23 protein-coding genes are annotated in these 22,057 nt (G+C 39.7%); 3 read left to right on the forward strand and 20 right to left on the reverse strand.

All coding sequences use genetic code 11. From position 1 onward, the window contains the following. Positions 1-222: 222 nt before the first annotated feature. The 18 genes from SJI19_RS16920 to SJI19_RS17005 form a co-directional block, all read right to left on the reverse strand. The gene (locus SJI19_RS16920) at positions 223-477 is read right to left on the reverse strand and encodes a hypothetical protein (RefSeq protein ID WP_323479450.1); all 255 of its coding nucleotides are present in this window, start codon (positions 475-477) and stop codon (positions 223-225) included. A 103-nt stretch (positions 478-580) separates the two neighbouring features. Further along, positions 581-1,063 carry a single-stranded DNA-binding protein gene (locus SJI19_RS16925; protein WP_323479451.1) on the reverse strand — a complete coding sequence of 161 codons (483 nt, stop codon included), beginning with the start codon at positions 1,061-1,063 and terminating at the stop codon, positions 581-583. Between the two features lie 24 nt (positions 1,064-1,087). Beyond that, positions 1,088-1,624: a conjugal transfer protein TrbN gene (locus SJI19_RS16930; RefSeq protein WP_323479452.1), complete on the reverse strand. Its 537-nt coding sequence runs from the start codon at positions 1,622-1,624 to the stop codon at positions 1,088-1,090. Next, positions 1,621-2,235, reverse strand: coding sequence for a hypothetical protein (locus SJI19_RS16935; protein ID WP_323479453.1), 615 nt, complete (start codon positions 2,233-2,235; stop codon positions 1,621-1,623). Before SJI19_RS16935 ends, SJI19_RS16930 begins: the two co-directional genes overlap by 4 nt. Before the next feature lie 63 nt (positions 2,236-2,298). Then, positions 2,299-2,730 carry an H-NS family nucleoid-associated regulatory protein gene (locus tag SJI19_RS16940; RefSeq protein ID WP_323479454.1) on the reverse strand — a complete coding sequence of 144 codons (432 nt, stop codon included), beginning with the start codon at positions 2,728-2,730 and terminating at the stop codon, positions 2,299-2,301. A gap of 91 nt (positions 2,731-2,821) precedes the next feature. Further along, entirely contained in the window at positions 2,822-5,620 is a 2,799-nt protein-coding gene (locus tag SJI19_RS16945) for an FtsK/SpoIIIE domain-containing protein (protein ID WP_323479455.1), read from the reverse strand. A 35-nt stretch (positions 5,621-5,655) separates the two neighbouring features. Next, complete coding sequence (locus SJI19_RS16950) at positions 5,656-8,751, reverse strand: type IV secretion protein DotO (protein ID WP_323479456.1); 3,096 nt, start codon at positions 8,749-8,751, stop codon at positions 5,656-5,658. Position 8,752: 1 nt separating this feature from the next. Next, positions 8,753-8,935 carry a hypothetical protein gene (locus SJI19_RS16955; protein WP_323479457.1) on the reverse strand — a complete coding sequence of 61 codons (183 nt, stop codon included), beginning with the start codon at positions 8,933-8,935 and terminating at the stop codon, positions 8,753-8,755. Then, positions 8,932-10,122, reverse strand: a complete 1,191-nt coding sequence (locus tag SJI19_RS16960; protein ID WP_323479458.1) for a hypothetical protein — start codon at positions 10,120-10,122, stop codon at positions 8,932-8,934. The genes SJI19_RS16955 and SJI19_RS16960 overlap by 4 nt, the downstream gene beginning before the upstream one ends. Further along, entirely contained in the window at positions 10,119-10,814 is a 696-nt protein-coding gene (gene icmJ / locus SJI19_RS16965) for a type IVB secretion system protein IcmJDotN (RefSeq protein WP_323479459.1), read from the reverse strand. The genes SJI19_RS16960 and icmJ overlap by 4 nt, the downstream gene beginning before the upstream one ends. A 45-nt stretch (positions 10,815-10,859) precedes the next feature. After that, complete coding sequence (locus SJI19_RS16970; protein WP_323479460.1) at positions 10,860-11,231, reverse strand: hypothetical protein; 372 nt, start codon at positions 11,229-11,231, stop codon at positions 10,860-10,862. A gap of 36 nt (positions 11,232-11,267) precedes the next feature. After that, positions 11,268-11,849, reverse strand: coding sequence for a type IV secretion protein DotIE (locus SJI19_RS16975; RefSeq protein WP_323479461.1), 582 nt, complete (start codon positions 11,847-11,849; stop codon positions 11,268-11,270). A 7-nt stretch (positions 11,850-11,856) separates the two neighbouring features. Further along, entirely contained in the window at positions 11,857-12,507 is a 651-nt protein-coding gene (locus SJI19_RS16980; protein WP_323479462.1) for a hypothetical protein, read from the reverse strand. Positions 12,508-12,516: 9 nt separating this feature from the next. Continuing rightward, a complete protein-coding gene (locus tag SJI19_RS16985) occupies positions 12,517-13,932 on the reverse strand; it encodes a DotG/IcmE/VirB10 family protein (RefSeq protein WP_323479463.1) in 1,416 nt (471 codons plus the stop codon). A gap of 15 nt (positions 13,933-13,947) precedes the next feature. Then, a complete protein-coding gene (locus SJI19_RS16990) occupies positions 13,948-15,087 on the reverse strand; it encodes a DotH/IcmK family type IV secretion protein (RefSeq protein WP_323479464.1) in 1,140 nt (379 codons plus the stop codon). A 1-nt stretch (position 15,088) separates the two neighbouring features. Continuing rightward, positions 15,089-15,847 carry a DotI/IcmL family type IV secretion protein gene (locus SJI19_RS16995; RefSeq protein ID WP_323479465.1) on the reverse strand — a complete coding sequence of 253 codons (759 nt, stop codon included), beginning with the start codon at positions 15,845-15,847 and terminating at the stop codon, positions 15,089-15,091. After that, positions 15,807-16,076: a hypothetical protein gene (locus SJI19_RS17000; protein ID WP_323479466.1), complete on the reverse strand. Its 270-nt coding sequence runs from the start codon at positions 16,074-16,076 to the stop codon at positions 15,807-15,809. The genes SJI19_RS16995 and SJI19_RS17000 overlap by 41 nt, the downstream gene beginning before the upstream one ends. 66 nt (positions 16,077-16,142) lie before the next feature. After that, a complete protein-coding gene (locus SJI19_RS17005) occupies positions 16,143-17,237 on the reverse strand; it encodes a hypothetical protein (RefSeq protein WP_323479467.1) in 1,095 nt (364 codons plus the stop codon). A gap of 685 nt (positions 17,238-17,922) precedes the next feature. Between SJI19_RS17005 and SJI19_RS17010 the strand changes: the two genes are divergently transcribed. The 3 genes from SJI19_RS17010 to SJI19_RS17020 are packed head-to-tail and all read left to right on the forward strand — an operon-like array spanning position 17,923 to position 20,405. Further along, on the forward strand, positions 17,923-18,378 hold the full coding sequence (locus SJI19_RS17010; RefSeq protein WP_323479468.1) for a DotD/TraH family lipoprotein: 456 nt from the start codon (positions 17,923-17,925) through the stop codon (positions 18,376-18,378). A gap of 15 nt (positions 18,379-18,393) precedes the next feature. Continuing rightward, positions 18,394-19,239: a type IV secretory system conjugative DNA transfer family protein gene (locus SJI19_RS17015; RefSeq protein ID WP_323479469.1), complete on the forward strand. Its 846-nt coding sequence runs from the start codon at positions 18,394-18,396 to the stop codon at positions 19,237-19,239. Further along, a complete protein-coding gene (locus SJI19_RS17020) occupies positions 19,236-20,405 on the forward strand; it encodes an ATPase, T2SS/T4P/T4SS family (RefSeq protein WP_323479470.1) in 1,170 nt (389 codons plus the stop codon). Before SJI19_RS17015 ends, SJI19_RS17020 begins: the two co-directional genes overlap by 4 nt. A gap of 211 nt (positions 20,406-20,616) precedes the next feature. Here the strand turns inward: SJI19_RS17020 and SJI19_RS17025 are convergent, their stop codons facing one another. Further along, positions 20,617-20,841 carry a hypothetical protein gene (locus SJI19_RS17025; protein ID WP_323479471.1) on the reverse strand — a complete coding sequence of 75 codons (225 nt, stop codon included), beginning with the start codon at positions 20,839-20,841 and terminating at the stop codon, positions 20,617-20,619. 62 nt (positions 20,842-20,903) lie between these two features. Next, positions 20,904-21,527, reverse strand: a complete 624-nt coding sequence (locus SJI19_RS17030) for a ParA family protein (protein WP_323479472.1) — start codon at positions 21,525-21,527, stop codon at positions 20,904-20,906. Positions 21,528-22,057: the final 530 nt, after the last annotated feature.

Genomic DNA, 22,057 nt, shown 5'->3' on the forward strand with positions numbered 1-22,057 from the left:
GGCAAAAGGGTGGCAATCAAAGCTAAAGTCATATGGCTACATGTGTTTGGAAGATGCCGAGGGCTTTTGTGGAAGGGATCATAATGAACTTTATCTATACGTTGACGCGAAGGGCCAGAAATCAACCCTATTTTCGGCTTCAATCACATACGTTTCGTCATCAACCAGCTTGTCGATGACGTTCCAGTCATCGAGGGCAAGGATGTCGGTCACCCTCGTTTATTAAGCCCCACGATTGTCAATCAGCAACACGCCCTCGCCGCCATCATTCGTAAGTTCATAGCAGGTGCTGTACTTGGCATCTAGCCAAGGAGAGCCGCGCTTTTCGTCACACGCCTCGGCTTGGGCAAGCTCTCTGGCTCGATCTTCCGACTCTGCACGGATCAGCAAGCCGAAATTCGTGTCATACCATTGTTCCCAAGGATTGTCGTCACTTGTCAGGTCTTCATCACGGGCCTTAAGAATCCAAAGTTTCATAAGATCCTCCATTCCATACACTAAATTGTCAGTATATACTTATTTCAGTACAAAACATGATGTGCACAAAAAAGCCGTTCAAGAGAACGGCTATATAGAGGATTTATTGAGGCTCAGGCATGAGATTATCATAGTCAGCTGAATCGCCTGGTGGTGTCTGATCTGAATAATCCTGAGGCGGCACATCATTGTCGGTTGCATTTTGAGACGCATCGCTCTTGGCGTAACGGATTATTAAAACTTCAGTTGCGATCACATCATTACGGAAATCCGTCAATGCAGCGCCTCCTTCATCGCGTCGGCTTTTAGATTCCCATGAAACGCGGCGCAGATAACCGCCAATCTGAACCTGTGCTCCTTTCAACAGATGCTTTTTCAAAAATTCAAAGCTGCGGTTACGTGCGCTGATCTGAACTGGAAACCAGTCCGTTCCATCAATCCAGTCCCCCGGCTTTTCAGGATCAGGAACGCGTGAGTTTACGGCAAGACTAAAAGATAATCCTGTGATTTCACCGGTGTTTTCATTGGAACGAATATTGCGGTCTTTGCCAACAAAACCTGTCATTCGTAATGCATTACGCAGCATGGTCTAAACCTCTCTGATTAATAACTATTTATAGGTAACTGCTAATTCATTATTTCGGTTGCGTTGAAGCCATTTACCCCACTGGACGACTAGAGGGATAAGCTTCTTCTTGTAAATGTCGTTGTACTGCTTTGTTTTACTATGGTAATTGGCAACACGCGTCCAGTAGTCCTGACCTGTATCTTCATTAATACGCTGACGTAGAAGCCACGCGGCAAGTTCAGCGTTGTAGCAACCTCGTAAAGCAACATCTTCATGTGAAATGCTAAGTCTCCCTGCGAACAGGCCGGTTTTCTTGTCCCAATTGGTTGTGTTGATTTGGAAATGACCCAAATCAATTGAACCATTGGTATTTTTTACAAACTGTCCATTCTTTCCTCGTTCAAGACTGGAGAGTGCAAGCAACACATTCGCCGGTACACCCTGCTTCTGTGAGGCTTTGACCACACAGCTTATTGTTGCTGGTCGAACACCATAAAAATCATCGAACGGTACTGATACACTTGCGTTACAAAATGAAGGGGATAACGTTGCGATAAAGAGAAATAATTTAATTTTCATACAAACCATTTCCCATATTTTAACCAGCGTAAAAAGCTTCCCTTCACATAAAGCGTGTTTGACTGAAGCTGATGGCAGCGATAACTTCGAATCATGCCTGATACAAAAAAAGGGAGAGAAATAGCAACGCAATCTATTGCCAGTATAAGATTACCACCGCTTGCTATAATGTAGATGCTATAGAAAAAGGCTGCTGTGGCGGCATAATACAAAATCCGTGATGTATACTTAAAAGAACGAATATTGTGATCAATATGTTTTGTATTTTTTTGGTTCTGAATGAAGTTAAGGTTATTTTCAACACGATACTGATAAACAATTTCGTTAATTTCAGAAGGCGTTGACGATATTCTGTAACCGCACTTAACACAGTAATATTTAACGAGTACGTTTTTATGCTCACTACGATTTACTAAAAGACCATCATGAGAATTTTCAGTGAACAATACTCCGCTTTCACATGCTGGGCATTTGGGGTTTTTTATACTTTTCCATAAATTTTTAATAACTTCATTGTTGTTTGCTAATTGATTTATTCCTAACGCTCCACCTAATGGAACACCAAGGGTAATGCGCAAAGCATTTTTTAATATAGATGATGGTTTTTTCATTTCTATAATCCATAAATCAGGCACCGAATGGGTGCCCTAATTTATGTATTATTGTATATTTTTTTAATTTGTAGAAGCATTTTCAATTAAAAAATCATCAAGAGTTTTATTTTTTTCTTCCATCTGTTTTTTAATAGGTGTTGGTGTTCTTCCCTGTCCTGTCCAAGTTTTCGTTTGCCCACTTTCATCGATATATTGATATTTAGGGTTTGTCTTCCTGGTTTTTTTATGCGGTCTCATCAGATCTCTTTTTGTCTCTTCTGTGACCAAATCATCCGGCGTTAAACCGTACTTTTCCAGCTCAGCACGAAGCAAATTTACTTTCTCAATTTTTTCCTCTTCCTGTCGCTTGGCTTCTTTTTCAGCACGATCTTTTTCCTCAATGATGATGTTTAATTTATGAACAAGATCGCGCAAATCGTTAGGTGCCATGTCTTTCAGCGCAGCCCGGAGGCTGTGCAGATTTCCCAACGTTTTGTAAAATTCGTCATTCATCTGAATGCCCTTTATCAATAACTTATTGATTTAAAAAAATTTTCATTAAGATCAAAATCCAGAAACCTATCACTGCATGGGAGGTTATCTGTCAATCTTTAAGGTTCTTAAGAACAAAAATACCACATTCTTCACCGAGTAACGAGATAGACTCTCTGATCGTTTCGGCATCTACTTTTTCAGGCTCGACGCCGTTAAGGTATGACGTGCTATTCAAAAGTCGTTGGTATTCATTTTCAACATCATCCTTAATTTCACGGATCTGACGGGCGGTAGGTTTATCCCCACGACTGAAAATTGACATCAGCTGAGCGTGATACATCGCAGACATTACAGAGCGATTTTCACTATCTAGCTTATTTAAACCAAACTGAAGCGGACTATTCTCGTTTTCAGTGGAACTGCTGCCAAAATCAAAATAAACCTTCATATGCTGGTTAAAACCTGCCACTTGTGCAGGTGACAGGTTTTTTAAGTATCGGTCATATGCATTACTATCTCGCAAAAGAGTTATATCATCTTCACTATCATTTTCTTTTTCAACAGGTTGAGAATTAACCAGTGGTAAAATCTCGGGTGCGGCATTGATACGCAGGCCTGCATTATTAAGGTTTTCACCTTCATTTAGCGTCATATGCTGAGCCAGATCTAAAAGCTCTTCGGTGATGCTGTTATCTGCCACTGCTGAGAAAACCAGTTCTGCTTCTAGTAATTCAATCTCACTAAGTGATTTAGCTTCTGTAGACAGTAAAATCTCATCATCGCCTGAATCATCGGAATAAGTTGATGGAGTGCTACCTTCTTCACTATTAACTACAGTCTTTTGTCTGACCGTTGACAGCTTGAAGGGTTTAGCTTCACCGTCAGCAAGTTTGCAGTAATACCCGAGTAATGCCCGAGTGAGGTCATTAGGTGTGAGACATGCCGAACTGCTCTTCAAAGAAATGGAATCGTTAAATTTGATGATCGCTGAAAAGTCATCAAGGACAGGTGATGATTCGATGAACTTATTCAACATTTCCGACAACTGATTTTTAGCGATCAAATTAATAAATGTTTCGAGCTGAAGCTTGGTTTCAGGTAACTCATGAGGTTCAGGGGGCTCTACCGGCACCATATCATTGATGCGCATTTCCTTGGGTGTTTCAGAAGCTGTGTAAAATCCCATTCCCCTGATAACCCTTACGCCTCCAGTTTCACCGCCCTTTTCCTTTTTCCCGATGATGAATGTGAACTCGCCATTTTCCTGAGCAGCAAAATCGTCGTAGTGAATACGCTGCTTATTGGAAAAACTGACTGAACCCGGAGTGGCAAAGCGCTCACCCATTGTACCCATAACGCGATCATATCCAGATACCTCTGCCTGTGTGGCAGTACTCGCAGCCCCAACAATGCGTTTCCATGTCTCGGATTCTTCGCCTGATGTCAATTTTCCGATTGCACGAACGTTGGTGTTCTCCCATGTTGCGTCAGCTTCTTCGGCGCTGGATTTCTTCAGTGAAGAAAAATCCTGAGCCGCAAAGGTAATTGAAAAACCGATACTACGTGCCTGTGCCGGTGCAACAGCAAAACCGGCCACAGCATAGTAACCATATTCATCTAGGATGGTGTAGAAAGGGTAATCCGAGTTAGTTGGGCGACTCTCGATAATCTCGCGCACCACACCTTCAACCCTGTTACCAAGGCATCCAGCCATCATTTGTTTGATTGCACCCACAATCATTTTACCTAGCATTTTCATGCTGTCAGGCGCACGTTCTAATGCTGGAAGAAGCGCGACCAGGCATCGTCGATTCACTACGACATCATAAAAATCTACATCACCGATTTTAACTTTGAAAATATGACCATAGTTGAATGTTAAATCATTAAATATACGTAAAAGTTGCATGGTAATGAAACCATGTTGTTCAAGCGTCTTTGTTTCCTGTTTTTTTCTTTTTGAATCCTGATAACCCGGAAGAGTTTTTAGATATGAACGTAGTGGCGCAACGATGAAATCAAAATTGTCACCATATCTTCCGTTGTGTTCGAAAACCAGTTCTTCCAGGACATGCAACTCGAAATAGTTTAAATATGATTCTGGGGATAATGTAATAAATCCTTTATCTCTCATGTATACTAGAGGTCGTGTAATTGCAGAAACGAAGGATATTGCCCTCCCTTTCCACATATCTCCCCCACCGCCAGAATCATCCATGAGAGAAACGATAAGTTCAATGAGCATACCTGATGATGTATTCCCCATCATATTCATTGTGTTGGTAATTTTATCGGTTTGCTTATCGACTAGATCACGGCCTGACATTATGAAGTTGATAATAAGGCCATCGGCCTCACGTCCAAAAAGTCTGAGTAAACGGAATACCTGGCTTTGTAGTTTAGGATCACCCTTTCCGTCTACGTAGATAAATCCGGTATTTTGAACGAGAGCATTTGCAACAAGACCAAGAAGAAATTCCGTTTTACCAGAACCAGTAGTCCCTAATACAAGATGGTGTGTGCGGCTGTCAGAGTTATCTTCATAAACGGGTAATTCAGATTCAATGTCGTTGCCAAGATAGATAATACCTTCACCTTTTTTTTCCCCTTTTTTGGAACCGTCGAGAAACTCTGCACCTCTCGGAACCCTGTAGGGAAAATCGAAGTGCATTTTAGAAAAACACAGATTATTCCTGATGAACCCAAAAAATAATAAAAGGATAAGTTCACCCATGAACGGCATAAATGAGAATATAACCATTAGTATAGGTATAGCGATGCAATAAAAAACTAACCCATCAGGAGAACCCTTAGAGTCACGATATTTTTGTAGCAGAGTTCTGGTGTCCTTTTTTAAGCTAGAACTCTTTAACTCATTTTCTTTCGATACACCTTTATATTGAACCATGTTGATCTCGAAAATTTAATGGCAAAATAGAATTATTAAATTTGCTGTAAATACTCATTAATTAATTTACTGGCGAGTCTTTCAGATGCCTGTTCAATCATCTCATCATCATCAAACTCAGTTTCTAAAGCTGTATTCATCGACATCATTCGGTCAATTGCGTCAACGGCGCTACCGCTTGGGAACTTTTGAGAAAGTAATTTAATTGCATCTTTTTTTGGCATTTTATCGAAGAGCAATGTGCGTAGCTTTCTGTCTTTAGCTGTACTGTTCAGTCGCCATAAACGCCTTGCCCCCATGGTTTGGGTAAATAGCTGGTAGTGTTTACCTTTTTTCGTCGACAAATAGGCTAAGAACGTAACACCAGTAGACGATGGCCCGGTGCAATGTGAGACCAACGCACTCTCTGCTACGGGAGAAAGACCGATTTTTTGACGAATATACTGTCGGGTTTCTTCTGTACCGGAATCAAGAAACATCATACTTGACGCAAATTCTGTCAAAGCACCAAAGTCTTCAGCTGACTGCGAACCAATGACCATCTCCATAAGCCATTTGCGATTTTCACGAGCAAAAGTTGTAATAAGGTTCGTAATATTTTCGCCGCCGCCAGTATTATGATATTCGTCAATTCCCAGAATTTTAAAATGATCAATTAATTCATTTATTAGCTTTGTATAATATCTAAGGTAAGGCTGACGAATATGCTTTAAGTCTTCACGAGATAATGCAATTTTTTTCATAAATGACTGAATGGCAATCATATACATCAATGATGTACGATGCATTTCAGAAGGACTTTTCCCTTTGACAACAACATCCTGTAAATCGAGGGAAACAATGCGTGAGCTACCAATATCGAATTGTGTTGAACCGTTGAACATAGGGTATGAATCAATAGCAGCAAGTAAACCAAATTTCAACGCTGCAACAAGTGTATTGTCATTTTCAGTTTTAATGTCGCCGTATGCATTTTTAATATTGGAATCATTGAACAACATTTGAAAGTCGCTGAGGCGAGGTACAGCCTCACGCTGAACCATTTCGGCAGCGTGTATTTCCCCTTTTTCAAAGAGACGGTCTACTAAATCATAATATGCTGTTTCGTTTGAAATGGCATCTATACCGTTTCTTTTTAATGCTTTATCAACATCCGGCTGTCTTCCGTATGAATATAAATTAGGCTGACCACCTTCTCCTGTATCTTTTTTGGTATAAACCATTTCAACAAGAGATGTGACGAAGCTTGTCATACCCTCATAAGGTTTGCCAGCTCGCTCAATGGGCGTCACTAGCTGTGTGATAAAATTAACAATAGCAGCTTTGATATGAGGTAGTGGTTTACGCCCCCCCAGATGGATATCACAAATGTTAATGCAATATTCAGATGAGTTCTGCAAGCGACGATACATTGCTAGATATTTTTTATCTTCTGGCAACCCATCGCGAATAGCATCAACACAGCCTTCAGAGCTGATACCTATATCAATTAGCAAGAGCCAGGGTAAATTGGTGATCCCCGGCATCATACAGGCATCAAGATAATAGCTATTCATTGCAACCGACTTACCAAAGCCTGGTCGTCCTGAGTAAAGCTTTAGCCAGGTTGTCTGTAAGTCAGAAAAAGATTCCCATGGCATAAACTTCCCATCCAATGACCGGCACAAAGTAGTCATTCGCGAGAATGGTGATGCAGGACGACTAAGCGGCATAAGCGCTAAAGCCTCTTCCAGCGGTGCGGGTGCCGGTGTACCCAAATGGTTTGTAGTAAGCGCGAGAACATTGCTTTGGAATGATTCAAGAGCGTTGCCAGAGCGGTCGTAAACAGTGCTGTTTCCCCACGTCTCCATGGCTTTCCATAGTTTTTGTTTGCGTAATAACAGTTCTTTGATATTGGCTCCATCAGTCCACGTCATGGCACCAAAACGGATTTTGACTATCTGTCCACTGTCGCGCTGCATCTCACGCAGAGCGTCTCGTGCGGCGTTTATGTTCTTGTTCTCGGTATTCGTTATTGCAAGTATGCCAGTAAAAATCTGCTTCCATTGAAAGACAGACATTCCATCTGATTCAATCATGCATGAAAATGAAAACGGCAAAGAACATCGTCGACCATTTTGCCTGGTTTCCGAGTTATTTAGGTCGTTAAATAGCTTCTGAAAGGACAGGTTTTTGGTATCAGATGGGGGGAGTTTCAGAAGTAATGGTGCAAAATAACGATCGCCGACTTTAACAATAGTGCTGTCATTTAGCGGTGAATTGACATCTGATTTATCACTTCCCCTTTTCCCGATTTGCGCACCAGACACCATAATCTGATCGGGTAAAGGCGGATGCATAATCTCAGACATGTCATCGTCTGCTGTGTTGTCTTTCCAGCGCACAGGAATAGGAATTGCTTTGCCTGTATTACGGTCATAATGTGGAATTGATGGAGTCCAGTTTTCACCCGTTATGTCAGGATATACTTTACGTTTGATCTCCCTGAGACTTTCTGACACATCCAGCTTATCGGCTGAGCAACCAAATTCACGCGAGTTGAGACGATTTATAATCGTATCAACAAATGTTTTATGTCTATCCGTTAAAAATGAAATTGGCCTCAAAATATTCTGTGCATGAGAAGTCGCTTTCCAGTTAACCTCTTCCTTAAGATTTAACCTCTCGCTTGTGGAAAGATTAAGCTCAATGCCACTGAGCAGTGCTGGTCTTGACCAGAAAGCGATATACGATTCTTCCAGGTTAATGTAACGAGCATTAACTTCAACACTTTCATCAATGAGGTCTTCAAGATCCAATTTAAGTCTACGTACAGTAAGACGTTGAGCCTGAACTTGCTGGTTTAGAAACTCAGTAGATTCAATGTCTTTATAAAAAATAAACTGAGCTTGATGGCCTCTGTTATTAAAGAAAACAGAAAATTCTTTTGATAAAAGTTTTATAAATTCAGCATATTCACTTCGCCCCAAAACACTTGATTTTCCATTGAAGCGAACAATTGATACTAAAGAGCCATCAAGAGCAACAATTGAATAATTGTCATCCACCGTTTCCAGTTCACAATAATCTCTTATATCTGTTTTTAAAGCAGATAAAACCTGCATTATTACTGCTGATAATTTACCGGCCATGTTATCCTCTCGCAGGTTTTCGGGATTTTATTGTGCTAACTAATTCGTTTATTTTGGCTGCCTTATCTTGATCTGAAAAATTATTTGCAATGATAATCTTATCCATGACAATAATGTCAGAACTGACACCTTCACTACGAATAAAAGCTTCGATATTAAACAAGGCTTTATCGGTGTCACTCATTTATTGCCTCTTTTGTTTTCTTGAAATTTAGCTGTAGGCGGCATCAAACCATTTTTCACTGATTTGCCAAGATAATGAGTTAAAGCACCTTCAGGGTAAGAGAGAATAACCATTCCAGTGCCATACATACTTATATTGCAACCATCGGCGCTTAACCGTTGAGCATGACGAAACATGATCATGCGGTCAGCTGATCTGAGCCATGCAGCCGCAGCGGTATAATGCTTTGTAGATGCATCATTACCCCGTTTTACTTTTGTTGTTAAAGAAGTCCACATCAATTCTGCTACAAGCCCACAGGTATATGACAGTTCGTCATACATGCCTGAAGGTAGCATTCCATGTTGCTTAAGGACGCAGCCGGGGTTGCGGTTAATCAGGATATCTTTAACTTCGATATCGCAAAACTCGCGCAATACACACCATTCAACATCTGTCATCCATTCACGCGGAACCTGTGATCCAGCTCCCCAGCTCAGTATCTCTGCAATGTCAGGATTGATATTGTTGAGTGAGAAGCGAAGTAAAAAAGGCGTGTCGATGTTTTCAAGCCAAGTATCAGTTTTGGTATTGGGAATGCGAACGCCCTGTTCCCAGCCAACGTCGAGAGGTACCTTTGTAGCGAGTACTTCACGGGCATGTTTCAGTCTGTTAGGTTTGACGGTCATTGATGCATTGGTTGCGCTTCGGGCGAAGCTGCTCACCACTGCAACAAGAGAATGCTGAACCAAGGGTGCAAAGTGCATATACCATGCATCAGGAAGATTGCTGACAGGAGCATTAAATACCTTTGCAAAATCAGCATTGAGTGTCTGAGAATGAGGCATTACACCGAATGTCTGCTGAGCACGATCTACAACACTTTGTACTACCATAGACATCTGTTCAGCGACTATCTTGGTAGTAACATGACTTTCGTCAAGGCCAAGCTCTTGCTGAATTTGTGTAAACTTTGTTCTAAGCCAAGTTTCACTACGGATATTTGGCATACTGAATAATTTCAATGTCTTGAAAATATTAGCATCGAGATTTGTCAGCCAGATAACATCGGTTCGTAGGTCGTGAAGACTTTTCAGGCGTTTGGCTTCTTGGCCCGAAACGCTTGCCCAAAGAGCATCAAGATTTTTAATGTCTCTCTTGCGGTCAATGCTTTCGGGAAGATCGAAAATAGCTACACCACAAATCATAGGTTTTTACCATTGCTGATTAGAGAGTTATAAATATCGAAATAATTATCTATTTTATTATTTTCGGAACCTAATGCGATGAAATATTCTTCCAGTTGCTTAGATTTAAAAGCATTTATTGTTGGCACAAGCACAAAACCGCTCAGTATTCTGTCTTTTTTATTGAAGTCATCGTCAGAACAAAGTGAAAGGTACTGAGCAAAAACCATGGGCTGGCTGATATCTAATTTATTTTTGTCACCATGGTAAAAGACCTTTTTTAGGGTGTCGCCTCCGCGCTCCTGAAAAATACTATATAACCCCTGTAGCTTATTTATATAAGGAGAGATGTCATCCATTTTTCGTAATTGCATAAAAATGACACGACAAAGAGAATTAATATCAGTCTGTTTTAATTCAGGTATGTATGCAATAAATCCCGATCCGCGTAGCGCTGTCATGCCTAGATGATAAACCTGATGACATAGTCCGCAAATTGTTTCTAGATTGGATTCATCCTGATTACTATGATCATCATCAATGTGGTGTACTTCCTGATAATAATTGAATTTAAATCCACAGTGGCTACAGGTATATTTATCTCTCATAAGAATTTTTTCACGCACAGCCTTATATTTTTCATCATGCAGAATGGTGTGCTCATCATCCTGACGCCATACTTTCCGCTTAACACTTAAAACCGGCTGTTTCATAAAAATGCTCTTATCAAAGGGCAGCATTGCTGCTGCCCAGGAATATTAAATAATTGAATTTTTTACTAACCCTGCAATTGTAGAGACAACAAATAATGCACCTCCACATAACAGAGCAATAACTCCCGGAACAGCTGATTCTCGCCCTTCTGATTTACCCGCTTTATGGAAGCGATTGAGCGCCCATCCAACCAGTAAGAGTCCAAATAATGCAAAAATCAAACAAACTAATGTTGCACCAATGCCAATGTTTTGATCCTGCCGATCTGCAAAATCTGAAAAACTTTTGCCACCAGAAGCATCAGAAGTGAGATCCATTTTATCAATTGCCTTTGAGGCAGTTGAATAGATGAAAATACTTGATGAAAGAATTGTCTTGTTTAAAAAATTATTCAAACTAGGAATAGATAATTTCATGATTAAACCTCTTAAGAATTTCAAATATATATTAAATTAACTCCATGGGGTAAACAATGCTATTACATTAAAACCTACCCAGTTATTTACAGAATCAGAGAACCATTTAAAATTCCAGGCAAGAATGGCACCTATTCCCCACAAGGCCACTTTCGACAAGCCAGCATTTTGCTGACCATTGCCTCTGGCATTAAGAGTTAATAAACAACGAAAGAAAGCACAAGCACCTACTGCTTGCATAATGGATAATAAAGCTAGTGTGGCAAGCTGTGCCTGCTCTTCCATAGAACTACCCCCGGCTGAATATGATAATGCGCGGGAGTTAACGTAGTCTCCAGTAATTGAACGACTCATGATGCCTACTAACTGAAGAGTTGCAAAAGACATAAAAAGTCCACCAACAAAGAGTTTGGTAGATGCCCCCATGTTTGTGGCTGTCCTGCTACCTGCAAAATGTTTTTCAGTACCAGGTGAATTCGCGAGCCAGAAATCAAGAAGAGAAGTTCCAATAAAAAAAAGTCCGGTCAATCCAGCTGTACCTTGTACCAGCATGATAAATTGAGGAATAATTTTCCCAATATTTATGACCATAAGCATCAAGTCAGGTGTATTGTTCATTGAGTGATCACTTTAATGTAATTGTGTGTTTGTCAGCATCAATATCTACAATTTGAAGCTGAGAGCCTTTCTTTCTTCCTGAGATAAAGTCACCATTCGTCACCGATCGATCTTTCCCATTGTCAGAAATCCATGCTCGGTCACCAACAATAGATATAATCGATAATCCATTTAACGGAATTTTTTGTTCAAGAACTGCTTGTTGGCTAACCTGATTTTTTTGTAATTTATCAAGATGAATGACGTTTATTTGTCTATTTTTTGTTGTTTCTATCGAAAGTAATCTTTCAAGGGCAGATATTCGCCCGTCTAATGTATCAATCCGTGCCATCATTAATTTATTATTGCGGTCAGTGATAGCAACGATCTGATTTACGGTGTTCTTAAGCTGTTCGTTTTCATGTCGAGCAGTGCTAAGTTGCTGATCTCGTGCTGCAAGTTGCGATTCAACAATATCCTTTGTCATCCTCTCAGTATCAGCCTTTTGCTGCTGTTGGTTTTCGGAATGGCTTTGATGCGTATCCTCCAGACTAATAGGTAGTTCACTTTGTTTTTTAGAGATAAATTTAAAAATGACGATAGTGATTATCAGAAAAAAAACCAGCGATCCAAAGGTGATACCTACAATTGCTCCAAAAGATAATTTATTTTTTTTCATCTTTATGCCTTAATTTTGCTCGTTAACATCACTCATAAAAAATAATGCAAACCCTGTATTTACAGGTGTTTTATAGGTATCAGGACGGTCAAAACCCTTCTTTATTTGATCAGCTGCATTTGAGCCGAATTCACCTAGTGCGCTTGCAAACACTTCTGTGCTGTTAGGACTTGGTCTTGTTTGAGTCGTTGAGTTAGCTGTAGACGTTGTTGTTCCGATATTTTGATAAGGTGCCGCATAGCCTTTTAATATCGATGAAACAAATAGGGAACCCCATTTAGATAACAGATGTCGGTCAATATCTTTAGCCATTCCCTTTCTTGCATCTTCTTCACCAAGAGCTATAGCGTCGATCTTCATCGTCGGCCTTTTTTTATCTTGCGGAGCCATAGTCGTGAAAATCAGATTAACGTTGTCCTGCGTTTTAGCAACTTTACCTATAATGACGCTGCCGTCCCATTCGCCACCATGTACAGTAGCAAAAACGTCTAAGCCATCATCTGTATTCAGCGGAGTGGTTAACGTTGCATACATTGTGTTGCCGGTTTTGATAATAACCTTCTTTGCCGTGCTTGCATTAATAGCTACATTTCTTGTGGAATTTTTGGTAATACTCTCAGCTAATTCATTTTTAATTCTCTGAGGCGTACCATAACTTGCAGTTGTATATCTTCCAAAATTATTTAATGGATCACTTTGTCCATCACCTAATAGTGATTTTATATTATTAAGACTTTGCTGTTGTAGGGCTGCGACATAAGCGTCGCGTTGCTGTTTCTGTTTTTTGTACTCTTCATTAAGATTTTTAAGTTCTTCCGGCGACATCTGGTATGGACTGTTGTTCTGATTGCTATTATTTTGAGTATTTTGAGTATTTTGAGTATTTTGAGTATTTTGAGTATTTTGAGTTGATTGTGAGTTTTGGTTGCTTGGTGAGGCAGTATCAAGATTAAGCTGCTTAAGCTGAGCTTCAGAAAACATTGAACCTTGATTAGAACTGAATACCTCTGTTTCATCATGTTTTGATTCCGAAACAGTAGGTTGAAATGCAGGCTGATATGAATCACCTTTTAACAGTGCAGTATCAGCCTGGTTATTGTTAAACTTATTCTGCCTTTCTGCTTCATTAGTCGTGATCGGCGCAATTGATGCTTTGACCACGGGGGTATTAGCCTGATCCACTTTTGTTTTGGAGTTAATGGTGTCATTACCGGAGCCAAGGTTACGTACAGCAATAGCACCCATAATTCCTACAAAAAATACAGCAGATATTAATCCAATCCGTCCTGGCCCAGATCCGAATACAGCTTTAAGGTTTTGTATTCTTACCTCACTTTTTTTAAGAGGTAATCGCGTTGCTTCTTTCGGTTCTGAAAATTTGATCTGCGGTTCTAATGGATCGTCAGAATTGATTTCGTCGGCCATATCGTCCTCAATAAATTAATTATCGTTATTCTCGATAAATGCTGTTATAGCTCTACCGCCTGCGGTAAAGGTTACGCTGTCGGTCATGCTGTCAAAGCGATAAATGGAAAGCCCTGTTGTGCTTCTGGCACTTTTTGTATAAGCGGGATACTGGGCATCGCCATTGGCTCGCACATAAAGAAAATTATTGAAGACCCATGCATCAACACCATCCATGCCAGTGACTTTTAATTTTCTAGATCCTTTAGGTGGAACACCATCAAGAAATGATGTCAGGTCATTATCTATGCCTGGCATACCTGTCATTGTCATGGTGTATTGAGCATCTGGATTTCTTCCTGGTATTTTGGCATCTACTCGCATATCGACTTCATTTTGGCCACTGGTCAGAATGAAGATAACTGGTGTTGGAAGACCATTTAGACTAACCGTAATGTTCCCATATGACTGTGAACCCAGAGGTTCAAGAGTCAGAATATTGGTTGGTGGACTCTGATTATTGTTTTGTCCCTGAGTTTGCGACTGAGACTGCTGGTTTTGTCCCGAGCACGAGTCCGTCTGGAATAAGGTGCAGTTAACCGAAACTTTACTAATGTACCAGGGTTGGCCATTGGCATCTGAGAAAACAATTGTGCTTAGCTGACCACGCGACAACCGAACGGTTGGCGGTGATACGCCTGCATTAAGGTTTATAAACATGGTGCGCGTAACAGGCTTTGCCGGAGTTACATACGGAGTAGCTTTTGCGCGCTCTCTATTTAACTTTAGTTGTTTGAGGCGGTTCATCTGTTCTGGTGTAAGTTGCAATAATTCGAGATCAGATACCGCATCTTCAGTAACCTGCTGTGGAGAAGGATAAACAATTTGTGGTGGCTCCATCTGAAGTCCAAGCCCACTTTGTGGTGGCCTATCTTCAGGCCGATAGTTGCTGCCTTGATCGGTAGTGTTCAATGGATTAACACGGGATCTGTCTATATTCGCATTTACAGCTCCAGCAGGAACCTCTGTCGTCAGCGAGTTACCTTGTGGTGCTTGAGCCTGTGAAGAAGCAGGAAGTGATGCAGGTGGCGTGTTTATGGTTGGTTGTGCGGCAAGTGTTGCAAAACCAATCGACAACATAGCCATGGTAATAAATGATTTATTCATGGCTGCCATTTCACCCTCTTCCCGTCTTGAGTAGTACTTGCTCAATAGCTATAGCCTTCTTGCGTGTCTTGGAAGGTTTCTCTTTAACTACCCTGACAATGGCAATGTAAGGTGTGGTCGCAATAGGTTTATCAGACCCGTTTGCATAAAACTCAATAGTGATAGGTACGTTAACGATCCAAAAAGTTTTTGCTTTATCCTGTTTTTCGATCTGAGGCACATTCGTTGCCATCGATTTTAGAATTAACTTTCCTTTGATAACTCTAGTAAGGTTTTCTGAGTCATCTAATGAATGGAATAAAGCAATTCTACCTTCATTATTATAATAGCGGTTTGCGGTATCGTTTATTTTAGAACGATAGTTGACGTAGTCATATGAGTAAGTGTTAAGGACTGCATCTTTAGCATAATCGAGAATGGATTCAGGAGTGGTGTCTGGGTTTTCGGATGAAGGAATTGCACAAATAGAAGCGTTATCCAAGGTGGAGACAAACCTGTATTGTGGGAAATAAAAGACCCACAACCACAAAAGGAATAAAAAAGTCAAGCCAAGAATAATTAATGCAGAAATATTTTTCTTTGCTCGACTACGAAGATCAATATTTTCACTCGCTAATCGTGCATTTTCACGAATAATGGAGGCTGACGGTTTATTAGAAGAAAAATCAATCGAAAGCGCTTCATTGTTAGATGCAATACTATCAATATTGTCATTCGGAGTCTTTCTTTTAGTTTTGAAAAACATAGTTAATCTCGCCAGTTTTGCCATTTATTATACACATACTGTTTGTACCATCATTTGTGATTAAATCAATGAAATCAGCATTAATAAATATCAGTATTAATGATAGGAGGATTGATGCAGCTAAAATGACATGGGCCATTTCAAGACAAGAATTAAAACCCCTTAAAAAACTATTAAATTTACGAATAGCTTTGATGTCGATTTCATTCGAGGGGTTACCCCAACTGCTGCCATTGTTTGAATTGGTTTTCATATTTTAGCGCCAGTTAATATATATAATTTATTTAATTAGAATTAAAATTAAAGGTAAAATGTATTTTTAAAACTTTGACTTCAACCATCTCTCAGCAAATTCAGCACTTTCATTTCTAAGCTCAAGATCGTTTGCAACTTCTTTAAGTAATTGCTCTTTTACCATCTGAATAGACTCATTAGAGGGTTTGATAACCACTCTGCCTGATCCATGTACTTTTTTACCATAGTGAATTCTGGCTGTTTCTGTTGTCTTATGTCCAAATAAAGCGGCAATTTCAATATCTGTTAAATTAGCAGACTTAGCGTTAGCAATACATTGATGGCGGGTGCTATACAAAGTTGGTCTTTTAGTTATTGGATATTTTATGCTTTTAAGTGCTCTATTTAAAGTCTGTTGGGCATTCGTAAAAATATCTTCAGCACGTTTTCTTCTTTGTTCACCATATAACCCATTTAAATGTGTTTGCATTAGTTTAGAAAATTGTAATATGTCGCCAAGTTCTTCAACAGTGATAGCATTAAAAATAATATCACGTTCAATTCCATTTCCTCTCCCATGAGTTGCCTTAGCATTACTTACAACAAGTGCAGGAGTAGTCTTAGTACCCTTTTTAACCGTGCCAGGTTTATCAATGTAAGAGAAGATGGATGTGTTAGCCCATTCTACTGGCCTAAGACCAACCAGCAAATTTGCCTTTAAAAAAAGAAGTACGAAGGTTAAATTTTTGAATCTGTTGTCAGTTAAATTCAACTTTTCAAGTTTAGGGATCAGGTCATCTGGGAATCTTTTAAGTTTAAGTGCTGAAGTTTGAGTTGAATGACTTGCGGCTATTCTTGTATTTATCTTATCTGCATTTTCATAGTTATGCATATAGCTTTCAATCGACTCGCCTTTATCGATAGCCTGTTGCGCTTCGTGAACTATTCTATTTAGTAAAGCTGATTTATACAGGCGTGCAGTACTTCGGGTGATTCGTTTTTCTTGTATCATACCTTCTAAAATTGCAACCATGTTTTTTACTGAACTTATAAGTCCATTTTTCTCACAAGCCCTGATCAACACTTTGGATTTAAGTGTGTATGTGTCTTGCGTCGATGTTTCCAATTGTTCTAATTCTGCAATTTTTGTCATCAAATTATTTTGTGCGAATGGTTTCATTTTGTTATTGGCTTCAGTTTTATCTAAATGTTGTAATCATCATCCGGGATGCTAGGGCATGTATAGTGCCATTACGAATATGTCGTCATTGCGAGTATGTCGCCATTGCATGTGTGATGCCATTACGGGTATGCCGTCATTTATATTATATCTGCTTTCAATAATCTAATTATTTTGATGCCATTTTTACTAACAATGGTCACATTCGTTTATCTATGGCTTCATCGGGCGTTACTCCCCGTTATGCGCCCTGTTTCCATAATTATCTGCCAGTTTCCAAACTTTCTGATAAATCATTTTTACGTTTGACTTCATCCTGTTTTCCATATGATGGAAACAAGGGGGGAGTAACGCCATAATCCGTTTCGTGACCAGTTTATATGTGTATATGGCATCAAATTATGGGCATAGCATTCTATCAGGCTGTGCTGACATTAACGGTAGTCTGTTTTCATCACTTCTTGGATGACGTGTAAGGCATCAATTGGGTGATTGTGGTGTTGGGTGTGTCAAAGTGGTTTTGTGTGTAATGGTGTGAGGTTTTTTTTGTGATTTAAAAAGTCTGTTTCAACAGTATTGAGTAGAATTCATTTATTTCTATTAAATAAATCGCAATAATTAATTAAATGCATTTATTTGCGCATTGGTTTTTGATTTAATATTTACTATCACATAAGGAGTGAATATGAATGCATTTAAAATAAAAATACCATTGTTGTTGCTAACAAACCTGATGATTTCAGGGTGTGCACCGCATATGAGTAAAAACGCTAATGAGGATGCACTTGCTAATAAAATCATTTCTGAAAAGGTTTCTGAAGCAGCGGAAGCTCAACGACAGTACACAGCCATCATTAATAACGACAAGGCTGTGCTTGGCCGTAAGCAGTCTTCATTTTATTCTGATCTTGTCGATTTTGATTTTTACGGTCAACCGCAGGAAGCTTTGCAAAGCTTTTCTTTCAGATATGGGTATCGTTATGTCGAAAATGGAAAGTGGAGAAAGTTAAAACCAATTAATATACGTGTTGTTAACTCTTCTCCTGAAGAGATTCTCAGAAATATTGGTTATCAAATCGATAAGGGTGGCGATATAACCCTAGATCAAAAGTCAAAATTCATCAGACTTACTTATAAGTAATAATCTGGAGTTATTATGTCAGACATGCCACCAGTAACACTTGAGCAACTTCAGGGTATCTACACTGGAAATGAAAAAATTGTTGACCCATCTTCAACGCTTTCTGACCAGCAATTGCAGTCTTTGAAAAACTCAGGTAATGTGGCTGAGTCTGCACGTAAACAAGCCTTATATGACACGGGATTAAATATTGGAGTGCGTGGTGGTTTAGCATTTCAGTTAAATAGCATTAGAAACAGTATAGAATCACATCAACGAGATTTTGATATTGCTTACGACTTTAGTAATCTAATGATACAAGATCGTGTTATTCCTCCCGTCATTGCTCAAATGAAAGATGTCTATAATCAGGATGGTGATTTGACACTAAGGTTATCAGGTGCATCGTATGAAATAGTTAGCCAGGCAAAATTTTCTTCTGTACCTCCTAACTGGCGTGGATATCTCTCATTTCCAAAATCAAACTTTACTGCTGAATTTTTAAATACAGCGCTCCGCCCCAAAGGTAGTGATGAACAAAAACTATTTAATTTAGCTATGGCGGATGGATGGAATCAAGGTGTTGAGAATGCAAATCTAATGCTTACTCAGGCGCTTGATAGACTTAATAGAGATTTAAAAGGTATGCTTCTTTTCCATCAGTTTGTTGTTGAAGGGAAAGTGACTATGCCTATCATTGCATCATCTGAAATTCCAGTTACGCATGATGGTAACACTATGACTGTTGATAATACGTTACTGCGCATTACCCGTTTGCCTGATTTTAACGCTAAGCCTGGCGAGTGGCATAGTACATTTTCTTCACGAACATCCCCTAACCGTGTATTTTCTAAAATAAATCCTTTGGGCACAAGAAAATGACTGACGTAGTAAAAAAAGAATTTAAAACTATTGAATTATCAGAAGGTTTTAAATTTTCGGGGCGTGTGGATTCAAAGGAAGATCTTCGCCGTATTCTGTTAGAGTCTATCAAACATAAAACAAGTAATATTTTCATCCAGCCGCGACGCCCTATCCTTTTCATGATAAACGGTAAGTTGCAAGCATTGAGTCATGATCATATTACATTTCAGGATATGGAAGGTCTTTGTATCTGGGCATCTAATCAAGATGGTGCTATGTCTACTATAAATGGTGGAGGTAATATCAATTGCCGTCTTGAGGTTATGATACCATCTGATGAACAATTGAAAGCACCTAAACGTCTTGGCTTTCGTGTCAACATATCGAGTATCACTGAAGCTGGAACTATCACTGCACAAATAGTTATACGTCCTATTCCAGAAAACCCCCCACCTCTTTCTAAAATTGGTTTCAGTGAAACTATTGTTAATGCAATGTGTCAGAAAAATGGAATTAGTATTATTGCCGGTGAAACCGGTGTAGGTAAAACAACTACGTTTGCAAGTATCATTAGCTATATATTGCAAAATGACACACCGATTAAAGGCAACATTATTGAGCACGCGGAACCGATTGAATATACCTATTCATCTATATTCAGCGAACATTCCATCATTGTTCAAAGCTCAATACCTGAAAATTTCTCTTCATTTGCAGCTGCAAACGCAGAAGCTATGCGGCGTAAGCCTGCGCTGATTCTTATTGGTGAGTTGCGTGAGGAATCAAGTATTCAGGCTGCTGTAGAAGCCTCCAAAACAGGGCATCCTGTCTTTGCCACTGTTCATGCTCTTGATCCAACCATGGTGGTTAGTCGTTTGATTACCCGTTTTCCACCTGAACAACACTCTGCTGCTATCAATGACATTTGCGCAGCACTGCGCGTTATTGTTTCACAAACGCTTGTACCGTCAGTTAGCGGCCTGCTCGTTGCTGCTCGTTCTTGGATCGCATTGACCAAGGAACACAGAGCAAGGCTGTCATTACTGAACAAGGTAGAGGATGTAACCCGAGCTATGTCAGAAATTATGGACGCAGATGGTCATACTTATGAGGATGAGGCTAAACGACTTCTGCAAGAAGGAACTATTAACGAGGAGGTTGCGCTTAGTATCAGACGCTTATAAAACTATAAAATGGTGCGCCAGTACACCCTTGGAGTACCATTTCAGATGTTCAAAACTTTAGTCTGGAAACTATACCTGCTTTCACTCCTGTTAAATTTCTTGTGCGAAATGTTCCCTGCTCGCACCGTATCAAACATACCCATCTGTTTATCATCTTTGCCAAATGAGTGGTTAAAGCATTTTTTATGTTTGCCTACGGTTCCTCCCTTCCCTATCCTCTTTGCTTCTTGAGCAACTCATAACCCTGCATTAGAGCTTGTGTCATAGTCATGCCATGCTGAGTCGCCCATGTCTTGATCTCGGTATGTTTACTTACTTTAACTTTGAACTGGATCGTTTTGATATCGTCGTCTGCTCTGTTGCTTGTGACATCAAGTGTCGGCGCATCATCATCTGGGGGCAGAATTTTAGGTACTGGTTGCTTTGGTGCTTTCATTTTTGTTCCTTACTGAGGTGAAGCTAACTGTCATGATATACTGATGTCAGTACAGTTTCATGTCAATTATCGATTATGTTGTAGACTTCGTCTACAAAAGCTTCTGCCTCCTCATTCAACGATTTCGACGTTGTCTCACAGAGAGATTTACCGACATCCAGAGCTTGCCCATATGCTGTCTGAAATCTTATCACTGAATCGAACGCCTTAAACTTCCAGCTCTCAATGGTAGCTCGTGCTTTAGTGGCTTCTGATTTTGAGGGGGATTTAGCGATCAGGAAAATTATCTTTTCTCGGTCTATTCCCTTCTGTACTAACTCTCTTCCTAATTCAAGGGATGGTTCGAGGTCATCAAGCGTTGGGCCTGTAGAAACAATTACTAGTGCTGATTCCATTGCAACATCAAGAGTTGTTGCTTCCGCAGCTGGCTTACCATCAATAATGATCAGGTCATAAAGGTCTTTTACTTTTAATGCTTGTTCTATACGTTTGTATAAAACGCACTCGATACGCTGTAATCCAGCTTTCTCTCTTCGATCACACCACTTGAAGCATGTCTGTTGTTTGCCATCTAAGTCAGCAAGATGGGTTGACCAACCACCTTTAGTAAATCCGGCAGCTAAAGTCCGTGCCGTAGTGGATTTTGATCCCCCACCCTTCTGGCCTATGCATGAGATTATTTTCATTTATTCGCCTCAAAAAATGACTGTGTATACAGTGAAGATGATGTCATGACAAAATCAAAAAAGGAAGAAAATGATACTGATATCATTTTATCAGTAAATCATGATGTACTGACGGTTAGAGCTTGATGTAATTAGTTAAATGAAAATAATTTTTAAAATTAAGCATTCGGCCCTATATCACTATATACTGATATCAGTACTTAGTTACATCATACATGATTTTGTCTTTTGTATAAACTTCAGCACCTCTGCCTGCCTGGCATAGATAGCAAAGCAAGACCGCATATCCATACCTTTTTAGCTTTTGATTTACTCTAACAGTAGTAAACCAAGTCGCAGCTTAGAATTGTAATCAATTTATATTTGTGCGTAATGATATCAGTATATAGTGATGTCTGCATATAGTGATATCTGTATATGCTGATATCGGTACGTAGGAGCATCATTTTGCAAGCACATCAGTTACTACAAAACCATCAATAGTTGTGTCTGCTAGATGAGTGTCAGCATGTAGTGATATCAGTATTTAC

Source organism: Acerihabitans sp. TG2 (genome assembly GCF_035013185.1).
In the GTDB taxonomy this organism is placed as follows: domain Bacteria; phylum Pseudomonadota; class Gammaproteobacteria; order Enterobacterales; family Enterobacteriaceae; genus Acerihabitans.

Coding starts and splice junctions, on each gene's coding strand:
- SJI19_RS17030 (WP_323479472.1), bottom strand. CDS start 21,527: ATGAAAATAATCTCATGCATAGGCCAGAAGGGTGGGGGATCAAAATCC.
- icmJ (WP_323479459.1), bottom strand. CDS start 10,814: ATGAAACAGCCGGTTTTAAGTGTTAAGCGGAAAGTATGGCGTCAGGAT.
- SJI19_RS16970 (WP_323479460.1), bottom strand. CDS start 11,231: ATGAAATTATCTATTCCTAGTTTGAATAATTTTTTAAACAAGACAATT.
- SJI19_RS16950 (WP_323479456.1), bottom strand. CDS start 8,751: ATGGCCGGTAAATTATCAGCAGTAATAATGCAGGTTTTATCTGCTTTA.
- SJI19_RS16960 (WP_323479458.1), bottom strand. CDS start 10,122: ATGATTTGTGGTGTAGCTATTTTCGATCTTCCCGAAAGCATTGACCGC.
- SJI19_RS16990 (WP_323479464.1), bottom strand. CDS start 15,087: ATGGCAGCCATGAATAAATCATTTATTACCATGGCTATGTTGTCGATT.
- SJI19_RS16980 (WP_323479462.1), bottom strand. CDS start 12,507: ATGAAAAAAAATAAATTATCTTTTGGAGCAATTGTAGGTATCACCTTT.
- SJI19_RS16920 (WP_323479450.1), bottom strand. CDS start 477: ATGAAACTTTGGATTCTTAAGGCCCGTGATGAAGACCTGACAAGTGAC.
- SJI19_RS16940 (WP_323479454.1), bottom strand. CDS start 2,730: ATGAATGACGAATTTTACAAAACGTTGGGAAATCTGCACAGCCTCCGG.
- SJI19_RS16930 (WP_323479452.1), bottom strand. CDS start 1,624: ATGAAAATTAAATTATTTCTCTTTATCGCAACGTTATCCCCTTCATTT.
- SJI19_RS16975 (WP_323479461.1), bottom strand. CDS start 11,849: ATGAACAATACACCTGACTTGATGCTTATGGTCATAAATATTGGGAAA.
- SJI19_RS16995 (WP_323479465.1), bottom strand. CDS start 15,847: ATGGCAAAACTGGCGAGATTAACTATGTTTTTCAAAACTAAAAGAAAG.
- SJI19_RS17025 (WP_323479471.1), bottom strand. CDS start 20,841: ATGAAAGCACCAAAGCAACCAGTACCTAAAATTCTGCCCCCAGATGAT.
- SJI19_RS17010 (WP_323479468.1), top strand. CDS start 17,923: ATGAATGCATTTAAAATAAAAATACCATTGTTGTTGCTAACAAACCTG.
- SJI19_RS16945 (WP_323479455.1), bottom strand. CDS start 5,620: ATGGTTCAATATAAAGGTGTATCGAAAGAAAATGAGTTAAAGAGTTCT.
- SJI19_RS17015 (WP_323479469.1), top strand. CDS start 18,394: ATGTCAGACATGCCACCAGTAACACTTGAGCAACTTCAGGGTATCTAC.
- SJI19_RS16955 (WP_323479457.1), bottom strand. CDS start 8,935: ATGAGTGACACCGATAAAGCCTTGTTTAATATCGAAGCTTTTATTCGT.
- SJI19_RS16935 (WP_323479453.1), bottom strand. CDS start 2,235: ATGAAAAAACCATCATCTATATTAAAAAATGCTTTGCGCATTACCCTT.
- SJI19_RS16925 (WP_323479451.1), bottom strand. CDS start 1,063: ATGCTGCGTAATGCATTACGAATGACAGGTTTTGTTGGCAAAGACCGC.
- SJI19_RS16985 (WP_323479463.1), bottom strand. CDS start 13,932: ATGGCCGACGAAATCAATTCTGACGATCCATTAGAACCGCAGATCAAA.
- SJI19_RS17005 (WP_323479467.1), bottom strand. CDS start 17,237: ATGAAACCATTCGCACAAAATAATTTGATGACAAAAATTGCAGAATTA.
- SJI19_RS17020 (WP_323479470.1), top strand. CDS start 19,236: ATGACTGACGTAGTAAAAAAAGAATTTAAAACTATTGAATTATCAGAA.
- SJI19_RS17000 (WP_323479466.1), bottom strand. CDS start 16,076: ATGAAAACCAATTCAAACAATGGCAGCAGTTGGGGTAACCCCTCGAAT.